This window comes from Clostridium sp. Marseille-P7770 (assembly GCF_902143525.1).
Classification (GTDB): Bacteria; Bacillota; Clostridia; order Lachnospirales; family Lachnospiraceae; genus Pilosibacter.
Window position 1 is genome coordinate 539,428 of the sequence record NZ_CABFVC010000004.1, and the last position, 14,291, is coordinate 553,718.

Annotated in this window: 10 protein-coding genes; 5 read left to right on the forward strand and 5 right to left on the reverse strand. The window is 46.0% G+C overall.

Features of this window, described 5'->3' with window-relative positions; genetic code table 11:
• Window positions 1-117: 117 nt before the first annotated feature.
• Entirely contained in the window at window positions 118-1,566 is a 1,449-nt protein-coding gene (locus FN001_RS12415) for an AAA family ATPase (protein ID WP_142412041.1), read from the reverse strand.
• A 14-nt stretch (window positions 1,567-1,580) separates the two neighbouring features.
• Entirely contained in the window at window positions 1,581-1,751 is a 171-nt protein-coding gene (locus tag FN001_RS18135; protein ID WP_185911918.1) for a hypothetical protein, read from the reverse strand.
• A 31-nt stretch (window positions 1,752-1,782) separates the two neighbouring features.
• Between FN001_RS18135 and FN001_RS18625 the strand changes: the two genes are divergently transcribed.
• A complete protein-coding gene (locus FN001_RS18625) occupies window positions 1,783-1,905 on the forward strand; it encodes a hypothetical protein (protein ID WP_279230964.1) in 123 nt (40 codons plus the stop codon).
• A 32-nt stretch (window positions 1,906-1,937) separates the two neighbouring features.
• Here the strand turns inward: FN001_RS18625 and FN001_RS12420 are convergent, their stop codons facing one another.
• Window positions 1,938-3,152 (reverse strand): ATP-binding protein, encoded by a 1,215-nt coding sequence (locus tag FN001_RS12420; RefSeq protein ID WP_142412042.1) that lies wholly within the window; start codon window positions 3,150-3,152, stop codon window positions 1,938-1,940.
• Window positions 3,153-3,341: 189 nt separating this feature from the next.
• Here FN001_RS12420 and FN001_RS12425 point away from each other — a divergent pair, with 189 nt between their 5' ends.
• Both FN001_RS12425 and FN001_RS12430 read left to right on the forward strand, forming a co-directional pair.
• Entirely contained in the window at window positions 3,342-4,175 is an 834-nt protein-coding gene (locus FN001_RS12425; protein WP_185911919.1) for a PspC-like choline-binding domain-containing protein, read from the forward strand.
• A 202-nt stretch (window positions 4,176-4,377) separates the two neighbouring features.
• The gene (locus tag FN001_RS12430; protein WP_142412044.1) at window positions 4,378-4,644 is read left to right on the forward strand and encodes a hypothetical protein; all 267 of its coding nucleotides are present in this window, start codon (window positions 4,378-4,380) and stop codon (window positions 4,642-4,644) included.
• A 693-nt stretch (window positions 4,645-5,337) separates the two neighbouring features.
• Here FN001_RS12430 and FN001_RS12435 read toward each other — a convergent pair.
• A complete protein-coding gene (locus FN001_RS12435; RefSeq protein ID WP_185911920.1) occupies window positions 5,338-6,939 on the reverse strand; it encodes a PspC-like choline-binding domain-containing protein in 1,602 nt (533 codons plus the stop codon).
• A gap of 616 nt (window positions 6,940-7,555) precedes the next feature.
• Between FN001_RS12435 and FN001_RS12440 the strand changes: the two genes are divergently transcribed.
• Entirely contained in the window at window positions 7,556-9,400 is a 1,845-nt protein-coding gene (locus FN001_RS12440) for a sugar phosphate nucleotidyltransferase (RefSeq protein WP_118532589.1), read from the forward strand.
• A gap of 203 nt (window positions 9,401-9,603) precedes the next feature.
• Window positions 9,604-11,778 carry a GH25 family lysozyme gene (locus FN001_RS12445; protein ID WP_142412046.1) on the forward strand — a complete coding sequence of 725 codons (2,175 nt, stop codon included), beginning with the start codon at window positions 9,604-9,606 and terminating at the stop codon, window positions 11,776-11,778.
• A 281-nt stretch (window positions 11,779-12,059) separates the two neighbouring features.
• Here the strand turns inward: FN001_RS12445 and FN001_RS12450 are convergent, their stop codons facing one another.
• Window positions 12,060-14,177: a glutamine synthetase III family protein gene (locus tag FN001_RS12450; protein WP_142412047.1), complete on the reverse strand. Its 2,118-nt coding sequence runs from the start codon at window positions 14,175-14,177 to the stop codon at window positions 12,060-12,062.
• Window positions 14,178-14,291 lie beyond the last annotated feature (114 nt).

The following is a 14,291-nucleotide window of genomic DNA, read 5'->3' on the forward strand; positions in this document are numbered from 1 at the left end:
AAATCATAGCAGTTGTTTCTGCATCTGCCCTGCTTGCATTAGGCGCTTCTCTCACATCTTTCGCAGCTTCCAAGGGAACCTGGATGATGGTTGATGGCGACTGACCAAATATACATGTTAGAAATCGTTCTTCACAATCTCTCCAAGTGAATATAAATAGCAGGAATTCTGGTCACGCGGAATCTTTTCATCAAATCCATTCTCTGAAAATAGTGCATAGTAGAAATCCGCATCCTTTTTCAATGATTCCAGCTTCGCAATGGTATTCAGATATTCTGTATACGTAAATGGCTTTCCCTTGAACTTACATTCTCCTACCAGGAAATTCTTGCTATATCGATCAATTGCCAGAAGATCGATCTCGGTCTCAGCAATCCTGGTCCCGCTTTCAACAGCCGGATCGCGAACTGTTGTTTTTCCCATCCATCGTCCAATTCTTGCATAGCGGAATGGTAATTGATTCTTCCGCTGGAGCTGTTTTACAAACTCCAGACAAATATCTTCAAACGCAGCTGCGCAAAACTCATGAATTTCAGGCTTTATAATATACTCATAGACTCCGTCAACATCACCGTCTTCAAGCTGGGAATAATTAGCAAATCCAAATGCATACCAGAAGCGAAAAAAATTATCTGTCAGTTTATAGATTCCGCGATTTGCATTTGCCTTCTCTTTCACAGAAGTTTCAACAGAAAATTCCCGTTCAATGATCCCAAGTTCAATAAGATTCTTTAAATAGACACTTGTTTTTGAAGTATCATCGATCAGAGATTTCTTGCTGATCTCATTTAATTTTGTGCTTCCGAGCGCAATGGCCTCGATAATCGTGTTATATAGAGCAGTCTCGCGAAGTTCCTGATGAAGAAGAAACTCTACTTCACTGTACAAAACACAGCCTTTTGACAGGATATTCTTTTTAATGTTCTCCTCAACAGACCAGTTCGGATTCCATTGCTTCAGATAATGCGGAATTCCCCCAAGAATCGCATATGTGACGATCTTATCATAATCCGAATAGCCTGGGAAAAATTTTATGGCATCATAAAATCCCATTTCCTTCATCTTGTAAATTCCGGTTGCACGCCCGTACAGAGGATTTTTCTCCGAAAGCAGCTCTTTTTCAATAAAGCTCATCGCGCTGCCGCAAAGAATAAGCATGACATTCTGGTCTTTCAGTTTGCTGTCCCACAGGTTCTGAAGGATTGAGGGAATGCTCATATTTCCACGGCACATATATGGGAACTCATCCAGCACCACCAATTTTTTCTTCTCCCCGTATGGAAGATCTGTGATAGCGAGAAATGCCTTTTCCCAATCGTCAAATTCTGATAGATATTTCCTGGCCGGAATGTCCTCACGGAGCAGGTGTTGTGAAAATTTTGCCAGCTGCGCGCGGTCGGTCGTCTGCGTACACGAAAAAAATACATGTGGCTTACCTTTACAAAACTCGCGAAGAATCTCGGTTTTTCCAACTCTCCGTCTTCCGTATAATACGATCAGCTGCCCTTGTGGCTCTGAATATTTTGAATTCAAAAAATCAAGTTCCGCTTTTCTTCCTATAAACAAAACTCCACCTCCCCTTATGATACCAAATCTTGATTTACTAAATCGTGATTTGAATATAGTGTAGCTGATTTTTGCTTTATAATCAAGGACCAAAATGCAAAAATTTTTCTTTTTTTCACCACATTTTGGCTCTCTGAATGCAGATGAAAGCAAACCAAAATCGCTGCAGTAGCTTTTGCTTCCATGATATCCTCCGCCGCTTCCAAGTGGACCTGAATGACGGTTGATGGCGAGGAGTACTGCTTCAAGTCCAATGGTAAGAAAGCTGAGAACGAGAATATTGCTTGCAAAGGAAAAGCCTGCTACTTCGATACAGGCGGAAAATGCTGCTATTATTGAGACTCACAACATTGTTAATTTTCAGGATCTCATTAGTTCCACTCTTTCATCAACAGAAATTCCTTAATATTCCTGTGTTTGATACCATTTCTACTAAAATCGAGTTCATCCATTGAAACAACGTATTTAGGAAAATTATCATGGATGGAATCATATATTCCAAACTCGCGCTGAATCGTCTCTTCGGATGCCAGGAGATAGGTGACTTGTATATAAACCTTCTGATCCTGCTTTTGGCAGATAAAATCGATTTCCTTCGTGCCGCTTTTTCCTACGGTTATGGTATATCCTCGGCGCAATGATTCCATGTATATAATATTTTCAAGTATCAGATTGATATCACGCATGTTTCCACCAAAAACAGCTTCTCGGAGTCCATGATCGGCCATATAATATTTTTCATTTGTTGACAAAATCTGTTTTCCATGGATATCCTGTCGTTTTACCTGATAAAACAGATATGCACTGATACAATACTGGATATAATTTAATACTGTGTCAGTGGCCACGGTACGGCGCTCACTCTTTAAAAACTTAGCAATCGATGTGGCAGCAAATGTAGTTCCGATGTTTCCAATCACATAAGTAACAATTCTTGTAAGTAAATCGATGTCACGTATTTTGTTTCGTTTTACCACATCATTCAAAACAACAGAATTGTAAACATCGGTAAGGTATTGTTTGCTCGGTTTTTCTGCGTAACGAAGGTTTGCCAGGTAAGGCATTCCGCCCAGAGTTAAATATTTCTGAAATACAGCCGAATCAGATGCATCCGGAAAAATATCTTTGTATAAATCCATAAACTCTGCATATGAGAATGGATAAATCGTAAATTCTACATATCGTCCGCCCAGGACAGTCGCCAGTTCTCCTGAAAGAAGCCGTGCATTCGATCCCGTGATATAAATGTCGCAGTCCATCTCAATCCGCAGAGAGTTGATACATTTTTCCCAGTCTGTCACTTCCTGAATTTCATCAAAGAAGAGATACACTTTTCCGGAAATTTCAGATGCGCGTCTGACTACTTCATCATGAAGAGCCGTTGCTGTACAGAAATTTGCATTCCTCATATCTTCAAAATTGAACGTGATAAACTGTGCTGCAGAGATTCCCGATTCTTTCAACTCTTCTTTTATTAGATCCAACATAACCGATTTCCCGCAACGACGAATTCCTGTCATAACTTTAACCAAATCTGTTCCGATGAACGGACGGATTCGTTTCATATATAATTCACGCTTTATCATAAAAGTCTGCACCCCATTTCTGTAAAACGAATTTCAAATCATAGTCTCAGTATATCAAACTTATAAACGATTTTCAAATATATTATACATATTTTGTCGATTATAATCGACAAAATATTCAAATTTTAGATTCTACGATAATTTTCTTATCGGAAGTATAATGGCTTCGTAATGCAATTAGGCGCTTCCATGACATCTTTCGCAGCTTCCAAGGGAACCTGGATGATGGTTGATGGCGAGTGGCAGTGCTACGACAAAAACGGTGACGCATATACAAACGTATTCTGCTCCAGCAATGGTAAAGAGTACTACGTAGGAGATGACGGACAGCTCGTTCGTTCTGAGTGGGTTGAGTACGATGGAGATTACTACTTCGTAAACAGCAGCGGTGCAAAGATCACAAACGACTGGAGATTAACAACTCCGTACGATGATGACAGCGCTGATAAAGAGTGGTACTACTTCAAGTCCAACGGTAAGAGAGCTGAGAACGAGAAGATCACTTACAAGGGAAAATCCTACTACTTCGATACAGACGGAAAGATGCTCACAGGTTGGGTAACAACTGGTGACGGCACATCTTCCGTAAACGAAGCAAGCGGCTATGAGAAAGACCACACATTCTACTGCGACGAGACAGGTGCTCGTGTAGAGGGTGCATGGGTTAAGGACGTAGAGCTGGGTACAGATGACGACGATGCAGATGCAGACGAGTACTGGTACTACTTAAAGAAAGCTACCGGTAAGCCGGCAACAGGCAAGCAGTCCAACATCAACGGTCAGATCTACCTCTTCAACAACGAAGGTCAGATGCAGCACGGCTGGGTAGCAGCAACATCTGCTGACGAACAGTTTGTACAGCTCGACAAAGAGGACGAGGAGCAGCCGATGAGCGCAGCAGGTGATTTTGATGTTTACTACTGCGGCGACGAGGATGACGGACACGCTAAGAAGAACAAATGGGTTAAGACATGGCTTCCGGACGATACAAACGAAGAGGACGACGACAAAGAGTGGTTCTGATTCGATAAGGAAGGTAAACTCTTCAGAGCAAGCGAAAATAAAGAGCAAGCGAAAATAAGAAGAATTCCGTCGAGACAGCAGCTGACGCTGAGAAGTACAAACTTGATGGAGGTACTCTTACATCGGATGATGGTAAGGTAGCAAAACTCATCGGTAAGAAGAAAGTAAACTCCAAAGATTCTGGTTCAGAGACGATGGCGTAATGCTCTCCAAGTTCTACAAGATCAATGATGCTATGTTCTACTTCGGTGGCGCTGATGATGGTTCCATGAAGACTGGTTCCCAGTCCATCAAAGATAACGCCGGTGACACATACAAGTTCTACTTCTATACAAAAGATCAGACTACAGATAAGTACCAGACTCCGAAAGCTGGCAATAAGCTTAAGAAGGGTGCCGGCGTTGTTGGTAACCAGAGCAACAAGCTTTACTACTATGGTCTCTTACTTACAGCTGATGATTACAAGTAGCAGGTAGTTACCCTTAAGGACAATGATGGTCAGAATGTTAAATTTATCATTAACTCCAACGGTTCTATCCAGCGCTCCTATGGTACAACATACAAAGAGGATGGTCAGGATCTCATCGTTGTTGATGAAGTACTTGGCAAGGAATACAAAGACAGCGAAGGTAATGCACAGACTGGTACAGCTAAGTATGTAGAAGATGGTCAGTACAAGTACGGCTTCAAGTCTGGTGTTGAAAATAAAGTATCTGACGTTGATCTTACAAAGTTCTATAACTAGGTTGATTTGATCAATCTAAATTAGAAATTCTAATTGCACACGTGGACCGGGCGAGAAAATTTCGCCCGGTCTTTTTGAAATTAGTAAGACGTTCTATCTGATTATATAATTTTTTCAACAATAAAAAATCCCAAAGCATGACAATCCTTAAGCTTAGGACTAGAATTGAATCATGTTTTGGGATTTTTATTCTTTTTTTTCAGATACTTTGTGCGGTAAAAAATATATAGTGTAGATAATAAAATGGGATGTTCGTGAAAATATATGTGCATTTTGCATTTAAGCAGATTCCTTAATGGAGGAAAATTATTCCAGATAATTGTTTTGGGTTTGCGCATTAGTATGTACGTCAAGAAGACCGGGCGAGAAAATCTCGCCCGGTCCACATGTGCAATTAGAATTTCTAATTTTTATGAATTACTTTCTTACAGCCGGTACAAAGAATGTGCCAAGATCCACATCGCTTACATTCTTTTCAACTGTATTTTCGTTAGTAATTGCATACTTAACCTGAGCTGCTGTTGCGAACTCTGTGTCTGCATCTACACCCGTTTTGATGAGGATGTCGCCGTCCTCTTTGTACTCAGTGCTCTTGGAGTGCTGAATAGTACCGTTAGAGTTAACGATAAATCTATACGGAGTACCTGCTACCTTGATTTCAGCAACCTGATATTTGTAATCATCAGCCTGGATCTGAAGACCATACCAGTAAAGCTTATTACTCTGGTTACCAACTACGCCAGCACCTTTCTTGAGACCCTTAACATTGTTGTTCGGAGTCTTAAACTCGCTGGACTGATCCTTTGTGTAGAAATAGAACTTATATGTGTCACCTGCGTTGTCCTTAATGGACTGGGAACCAGTCTTCATAGAACCATCATCAGATCCGCCGAAGTAGTACATAGCATCGTCGATTAAGTAGAACTTGGAAAGCATTACGCCATCGCTTGTGAACCAGTAATCTTTGGAGTTTACTTTCTTCTTACCAATCGTAGCTACCGGAGCATTAGCATCCTGTACAAGTGTGCCTTCATCAAGTTTGTACTTCCAAGCATTAGAAGCGGTTTCAGCAGCTGTGTTGTAACCTGCTCTGAAGAGTTTACCTTCCTTATCGAACCAGAACCACTCTTTGTCATCTTCCTCTTCGTTTGTATCGCTCGGAAGCCATGTCTTCATCCATTTGTTCTTCTTTGCGTGTCCGTCATCCTCGTCGCCGCAGTAGTAAACAGCCTTTGTAGCATCGCTCATTGGCTTCTCATTGTCCTCTTCGTCAAGCTGATAGAACTTAACATCAGAACTGGAAGCTGCTTCTGCTACCCAGCCGTGCTGCATCTGGCCTTCGTTGTTGAAGAGGTAGATCTGACCGTTGATGTTGGACTGCTTGCCTGTTGCCGGCTTACCGGTAGCTTTCTTTAAGTAGTACCAGTACTCATCCTCATCTGCATCATCATCAGATGTGCCCGGCTTAGTATCTTTCACCCATGCACCCTCTACACGAGCACCTGTCTCGTCGCAGTAGAATGTGTGGTCTTTTTCATAACCGTTAGCCTCGTTTACAGAAGAAGCATTATCACCAGTTGTTACCCAACCTGTGAGCATCTTTCCGTCTGTATCGAAGTAATATGTTTTTCCCTTGTAAGTGATCTTCTCGTTCTCGGCTCTCTTACCGTTGGACTTGAAGTAGTACCACTCCTCATCAGCGCTCTCGTCATCGTACGGAGTTGTTAATCTCCAGTCGTTTGTGATCTTAGCACCGCTGCTGTTTACGAAGTAGTAGCTTCCATCGTACTCAACCCACTCGGAGCGAACAAGCTGTCCGTCATCTCCTACGAAGTACTCTTTACCATTGCTGGAGCAGAATACGTTTGTATATGCGTCACCGTTTTTGTCGTAGCAATACCACTCGCCATCAACCATCATCCAGGTTCCCTTGGAAGCTGCGAAAGATGTCATGGAAGCGCCTAATGCTAACAGAGCTGCTGCGGATACGACTGCAGCAATTTTAGTCTGCTTTCTCATAATTAATGCACTCTCCTTTTGTTTTTTTGAAACGCTTTTTGAAATTCCTAATTGCATTACGAAGCCATTATACTTCCGATAAGTAAAATTATCAATAGTTTTTTTACAAAAAATGAAGAATTTTTAATAAAGGGAACTATCTTACTTCGCTTCCAGAAATACTCTGTACCTCGAATACACTGGTATTATAGTATAATTTCTTAAGAATTTCCATATCTTTTTTGTTTTTATTTTCTTACGAAATTCTTACACGAACGCCATTTTATGGCGTTTTTGTACGGATATCAGTACAATTTGCCTGTTTTTTCACTTTGTGGCAGCTTTGTGGCAGGAATGTGTCATAATGGTATGTTCATTTTTATGCATAACTAAGGGTATTTTGAACATTGTAAATTCATATTCAAAATATCATCTTGTATTATCGGAAGTACGTGTTATAATGTTCATATGTATCTATTATTTTTATTATTTTGAACACGTTCATTTTATCAGTTTCTTCCTTATTATTAAACATATATTTTCAGTCACAAACGTGTGGACACTCTCCCACGTTTCCATGGCCGCATGTTTCATGATAAGTGTCGCAAACATGATTCAACTGATTCGGAGGATGACTATGGATCGTTTGGGATTACTCTGCAGAAATATTTATGAGAACAACAAGATGACACAGCGGGAGCTGGCGGCAGCGATGGATCTTTCGCTCGGGACCTGCAACCATCTCGTGAAGGATGGGTTGGCACAGGAGCTCTTCACGTTTGATCCGGCTGAGGGGACTTATTCCTTATTAAAGGGCGGTGTGGATCTTTTAAGAAAATACCGGATGGACAGTGCCGTGATCCTGGCGGCAGGATTCGGGTCCAGATTTGTACCGCTGACATTTGAGACGCCGAAGGGACTTTTAGAAGTCTATGGCGAGCGCATGATCGAGCGCCAGATCAAGCAGCTTCATGGGGCCGGCGTCACAGATATCACGATCGTGGTCGGTTATTTAAAGGAGAAGTTCGAGTACCTGATCGACAAATTCGGCGTCAAGCTTCTCTATAACCCGGAATATCACAATAAGAACACGCTGACAACGCTCTACCGCGCCCGGGAGTGTTTTATCGGAAGGAACACTTATCTCCTCTCTTCCGACAACTGGATGCGGAATAATATGTACCACACTTATGAATGCGGCGCTTGGTACTCTTCCGTATTTATGAAAGGCGAGACTTCCGAATGGTGTCTTGAGACAAGCAAAAAGGGATTGCTCACCGGCGTTAAGGTCGGCGGCGCGGACTCCTGGGTCATGTATGGTCCGGTGTTCTTCTCAAAAGAGTTTTCGGAACAGTTCTTCCCGATCCTTGAAGAATATTATCATACCCCGGGAACGGAGCAGATGTACTGGGAACAGGTTCTCGCAGACCTCTTAAACGGTGAGGTCGACAGCCATCTTCCGGGCAAGCATCACTTCCCGGTGCCGGAAATGTATATCAACAAACAGCCGGACAACCAGGTGTACGAGTTTGAGAACCTTGAGGAGCTCCGCCTTTTCGATGAGCGCTACCAGAATCATTCCGACAATATCGCGATGGAACTGATCTCCGAGGTCCTTCATGTTCCGGAATCCGAGATTACAGGGATCAAGTGCCTGAAAACGGGTATGACCAACAAGTCTTTCCTGTTCAAGGTCCATGATAAGTCCTATATCTGCCGGATTCCTGGTCCGGGCACCGAGCTCTTGATCAACCGGAAACAGGAAAAGGCTGTCTACGATGCCGTAAAAGGATCCGGGATCACCGAGCATGTTGTATACATGAACGGGGAGACTGGTTACAAGATTTCTGAATATTATGAGGGCGCGCGCAACAGCGATCCGCGCAACTGGGATGATGTGGCGAAATGTATGGCGCTTGTGGAAAAGCTCCATGATTCGAAGCTCCATGTTGACCATTCTTTCGATATCCGGGAGCGGATCAGTTTTTATGAAGCGCTGTGCCGCGGTTACGAGAAAAAGCTCTTTGAAGATTATCCGGAAGTAAAAGCTCACATGCTCACACTGCTCGACCGCCTCGACCGTCTGAACCGGCCGAAGGTCCTGTCCCATATCGACAGTGTATGCGACAATTTCCTGTTCCTGCCGGACGGTGATATCCGCCTGATCGACTGGGAGTACTCCGGCATGTGCGATCCACTGATCGATGTGAGCATGTGCGCGATATATTCTTATTATAATGATTTTGAGGTCGAAAAGCTCATTACGACTTACCTGCACAGGGAGCCGACTTCCGAGGAGCGGTTCGTCTACTACGCATATATCGCTCTCGGCGGATTTTTGTGGTGCCTGTGGGCAGTGTATAAGAGCAGTGTCGGCGAGGAATTTGGCGATTACACGATCGTGATGTACCGGTATGCGAAGCAGTTTTATAAGAAGATCATCACTGCGCCGGAATTTCTTGGGATCGGAAAAGCCGAATAGTTGCCGCATTTTTCTGTGAATTTTTTCAAGACGTATCTGTATTTTTATGCTATACTGAAAATACGCAGATAACGTCCATATGGTCCCGGGATGGAGCTGTGATAAAATGCCAGCTGTCCCGGGATCTTTTACATTGAAAATACCGGGGCAAAGACTGTTTGACCCCGTTCTTATTGAAATACAAGTTTAAAAGGGGGATCTCCATGAGACAAAAGAAACGAGCGGCGGCGCTTCTTCTAAGTGCCGTCATGGCTTTTTCCGCTGTGAGTCCGGCGCTTCCAGCCTGGGCGGCGGCCTGGCAGAAGAACGCATCCGGCTCTTATATCGGAAGTGATGGTTCCGTGCTTACCGGGATCCTGTCGCGGGGTGTCGATGTTTCCCAGTGGCAGCAAAATATCAACTGGTCTGCAGTCGCCGCTGATGATATCCAGTTCGCGATGATCGGAGCCCGCTACAACAACGCGGTAGACCCATATTTTGAGACAAACGTGCGCGGGGCGGCCGCTGCTGGTCTCCGGGTCGGCGTTTACCTCTACTCCTACGCGACAACAACTGCGATGGCGGAATCCGACACAGATTTTGTCCTGAACCTTATCAAGGACTACCCGATCTCCTATCCTGTCGTCCTCGACGTGGAAGCACAGGAGATGAACAATCTGACTCCGGCGCAGCTTTCTGATATTATCAACGCATTCTGTAAAAAAGTCGAGACAGCCGGATATTATCCGATGGTCTATACCAATGATTACTGGCTCAACAATAAGATCGATATGACGAAGGTCCACTATGATGTCTGGATCGCCCGCTACGACGCAAAACCGTCCTACCAGGGTGCGGCATTCTGGCAGGCATCAAACCAGGGAACCGTAAACGGGATCAGTGGAAATGTGGATATCAACTTTTCTTTTAAGGACCTGAGTGGAAAACTTCCGGCGAACCGCTGGCGCTTGATCGGGGACAAGTGGTACTATTATAAGAATTATGTAAAACAGACGGGCTGGATCAATGACGGACAGAGCTGGTATTACCTGAATCAGGATGGAACCCAGTATAAAGGCTGGCTCCTCTTAAACAACCAGTACTACTATCTTCTCCCGACCACCGGGCAGATGAAGACCGGATGGCTGCAGGCGGAGGACGCATGGTACTATCTGAATTCCGACGGCACGATGGCAAAGGACTGGATCCAGGTCGATGGGAAATATTACTATCTGTTAAACGGCGCGATGGTAACCGGATGGCTGCGGATCGATACGGATTACTATTATCTGCGCGGCGATGGTTCGATGGTAACCGGCTGGCGGAAGATGGACGGAAAATATTATTATTTTGGCAGCAACGGAAAGCTCGTCCGCGGGTGGGCGGATATCGACGGAAAGCGGTATTTCCTCCAACAGGACGGAACGATGCTGACCGGCTGGCAGACGATCGATGGGCTTCTGTACTATTTTGACGCGAGCGGCGCAATGGCGGCCGGATGGACGAAGCTTGACGGTTACTGGTATTACTTCAATAACGAAGGAAAGCTGATGACCGGCTGGATGCAGCTTGACGGGAAGTTCTATTATCTCCACACCGACGGGCGCATGGTCATCGGATGGCAGAGTGACGGAACAAACAAGTATTACATGGATACGGTATCCGGTGTGATGTCGGTTGGCTGGAAGCAGATCGAACAGAGCTGGTATTACTTTAACCAGTCCGGACATATGATCACAGGCTGGCTGAACGACGGCGGAAAGTATTATTATCTGAATCCGGCAGATGGAAAGATGGTTTCCAACGGCTCATTCGTTGTAAACAATGTCAACTATACCTTCAATAAGAGCGGTGTCTGCCTGAGTGAGACGTCTGCGATCGGCGGCGGGTCCGCGGGAAGTGTATACACGCCTGGAACGTCCGGAACGCAGATCAACGGAAGTAATTATACAGGAACTCCGGCGACCGGAAACAGCCAGAATGGAATTACGACCGGAACGCAAGCGGGATCTGCGCCGGGCGGAAATGCAGGAACGACTGCGACTTCTCCTTCTTCGAATCCGATCGGAAATTCGTCAGGAACCGGAATGGCGGCTGGAAATTACCAGACAGGTGGTCCTGGGTACTCATCCGGTTCAACCGGCAGCACTTCCGGAAGCTCGGCTTCCACAACCGCCCCCGGCGGCAGTACAGGTACTTCGACCGTAAGTCCTGGTGGAAATAGCGGAACGAGCAGCAATAACAATTATTATACAAATACCGGCAGTGTGACCGGTCCTGGAAGCGCCGGCGCGAACTACAACTACAGCTCCGGCTCATCCGGCACCAGCACACCGGGAAGTTCCGGTTCTTCGACCTCCGGAAATCTGTCCGAGTATCAGACGGGCGGACCGAAGTAGGGATGAATTTGAACGCAGATAAGCATTCCCCCGCTTCAAGTGCGCGGAGCACTAAGCGGCGGGTGAGGGGGATGCTTATGTCAGTGGGAGTTGAAAGCTCCCACTGACAGATCGCGAAGCGACTGCGTTCATGAGCAAGTAGCGAAGCGGATTGCGAATGTCCGCTTTACTTATTTGGAATTTTTCCGTTTACAAAAAAACACCGCTCCGGCAGGAAATCATACATTCCTCCCAGAGCGGTGTTTTTATGTACTAATTTTCACCATTTTATGTTACAGTGATCACACCTCAAAGATCATATCCCCATAACTCGGGATCGGCCAGTATTCTTTGTCTACGATCATTTCCAGCTGATCTGCCGGGTCACGCAGAGTCTGCATCGCCGGGATGATCTCGTCGTAGCAGAAGTGGGCGCGTTTTTCCATGCTGTCGATGTGCTGATACTCTTCTACGAGATCCTCGAGCTTCGCGCGGGCAACCTTCATGTCGGAGAGAAGGTCGGAAACTTCGATGAGAAGTTCTGTCTGGACGCTGTTGTCAGCTTCCGGGCATGCAGTCTTCACAGCGCTTAAGGACTGTGCGAGAACTGTCGTATAGCGGACAACCGCCGGGATCAGCTGCTTTCCGGCAATGTTGATCATGGATTTCGCCTCGATATTGACGGATTTCGCGTAGGATTCATACTCGATCTCCGCTCTCGCAACAAGCTCTTCCTTCGTGTATACACCGAAATCGCCGAACAGTTTGAACGCTTTCTCGGTCACAAGTGCCGGGATGGAATCCACCATGCACTTTAAGTTCGGGAGTCCGCGGCGCTCTGCCTCTTCCACCCACGCCTCACTGTAGCCGTTGCCGTTGAAGATGATACGGCGGTGCTCAGCGAGAAGTTTCTTGATCATATCATGAACCGCAAGGTCGAAATCCTCTGCCTTTTCAAGTTCATCGGCAGCTTCCTTGAATGCCTCTGCAACGATCGTATTTAACACAACGTTTGCGGAGGAAACGGAGTCGGAGGAACCGACCATACGGAACTCAAACTTGTTTCCGGTGAATGCGAACGGGGATGTACGGTTTCTGTCTGTCGCATCTTTATCGAAATCCGGAAGTGTCGTAACACCGGTCTTTAAGGTACCGCCGATCTTTGAGTGAGTCGCGGAACCTGTAGAAATCAGCTGGTCGATCACATCCTCAAGCTGCTCACCTACGAAGATGGAGATGATCGCTGGCGGTGCCTCCTGAGCGCCGAGACGGTAGTCGTTGCCCGGAACAGCCGCAGACTGGCGGAGCAGATCCGCATGGCGGTCAACTGCTTTCATAATGCAGGCAAGGACAAGCAGGAACTGGATGTTCTCATGCGGAGTCACGCCCGGATCCAGCATGTTGATGCCGGTGTCGGAAGCCAGAGACCAGTTGTTATGTTTACCGGAACCATTGACGCCCTGGAACGGTTTTTCATGGAGCAGACACGCCATTCCGTGACGGCTTGCAACCTTTTTCATTGTTTCCATAACGATCTGGTTGTGATCAACGGCAAGGTTTGCCTTTGTGTAGATCGTTGCGAGTTCATGCTGTGCCGGAGCGACCTCGTTGTGCTGGGTCTTTGCGGTAACGCCCAGCTTCCAGAGCTCTTCATTTAACTCTTTCATATAGGAACCGATCCGCTCGCGGATAACACCGTAATAGTGGTCATCCATCTCCTGTCCCTTCGGCGGCATCGCGCCGAATAAGGTACGTCCGGTGTAGATCAGGTCTTTTCTCTTTAAATATTTGTCGCGGTCGATCAGGAAGTACTCCTGCTCCGGTCCTACGGACGGAGTAACACGCTTTACTTCTGTGTGGCCGAAAAGGTGGAAGATTCTTGTCGCCTCTTTGTCGATGGCCTGCATGGAGCGGAGAAGCGGGGTCTTTTTATCGAGCGCTTCGCCTCTGTAGGAACAGAAGGCGGTTGGGATACAGAGTGTTACGCCGGTTGCATCTTTCTTTAAGAATGCCGCGGAAGTGCAGTCCCAGGCGGTATATCCACGGGCCTCGAAGGTCGCGCGCAGGCCGCCGGACGGGAAAGAAGAACCATCGGTCTCGCCCTTGATCAGCTCTTTTCCAGAGAGATCCATCAGAACTTTTCCCTGGGAATCAAAATTTCCGATAAAGGAATCATGTTTCTCGGCGGTCACGCCGGTCAGCGGCTGGAACCAGTGGGTATAATGGGTCGCACCGTTGTCGACTGCCCAGTCTTTCATCGCATGGGCAACCACGTCAGCGATCGTCGGGTCCAGTTCGCTGCCATCCTCGATGGTCTGCTTTAACTTTTTGTAGACACTCTTCGGGAGACGTTCTTTCATCACGGAGTCGTTGAACACATTCTCTCCGAAGATCGCCTCTACATTGATGTTTTCACTCATAAACTGCTCCTCCTCGTTTCTGTATAAATAGCCAGCCGCCGTATGGGGCATTTTGCTGCGTCACGCGCGTAAAACACACGGCTACAGCTGATCACGGCTGTCGGAAAAATCATA

What these genes read in the sequence shown, in the direction of transcription:
- FN001_RS12430 (WP_142412044.1), top strand. Translation starts at nt 4,378, where the DNA reads ATGCTCTCCAAGTTCTACAAGATCAATGATGCTATGTTCTACTTCGGT.
- FN001_RS12440 (WP_118532589.1), top strand. Translation starts at nt 7,556, where the DNA reads ATGGATCGTTTGGGATTACTCTGCAGAAATATTTATGAGAACAACAAG.
- FN001_RS12425 (WP_185911919.1), top strand. Translation starts at nt 3,342, where the DNA reads ATGACATCTTTCGCAGCTTCCAAGGGAACCTGGATGATGGTTGATGGC.
- FN001_RS18135 (WP_185911918.1), bottom strand. Translation starts at nt 1,751, where the DNA reads ATGGAAGCAAAAGCTACTGCAGCGATTTTGGTTTGCTTTCATCTGCAT.
- FN001_RS12445 (WP_142412046.1), top strand. Translation starts at nt 9,604, where the DNA reads ATGAGACAAAAGAAACGAGCGGCGGCGCTTCTTCTAAGTGCCGTCATG.
- FN001_RS12450 (WP_142412047.1), bottom strand. Translation starts at nt 14,177, where the DNA reads ATGAGTGAAAACATCAATGTAGAGGCGATCTTCGGAGAGAATGTGTTC.
- FN001_RS12420 (WP_142412042.1), bottom strand. Translation starts at nt 3,152, where the DNA reads ATGATAAAGCGTGAATTATATATGAAACGAATCCGTCCGTTCATCGGA.
- FN001_RS18625 (WP_279230964.1), top strand. Translation starts at nt 1,783, where the DNA reads ATGACGGTTGATGGCGAGGAGTACTGCTTCAAGTCCAATGGTAAGAAA.
- FN001_RS12435 (WP_185911920.1), bottom strand. Translation starts at nt 6,939, where the DNA reads ATGAGAAAGCAGACTAAAATTGCTGCAGTCGTATCCGCAGCAGCTCTG.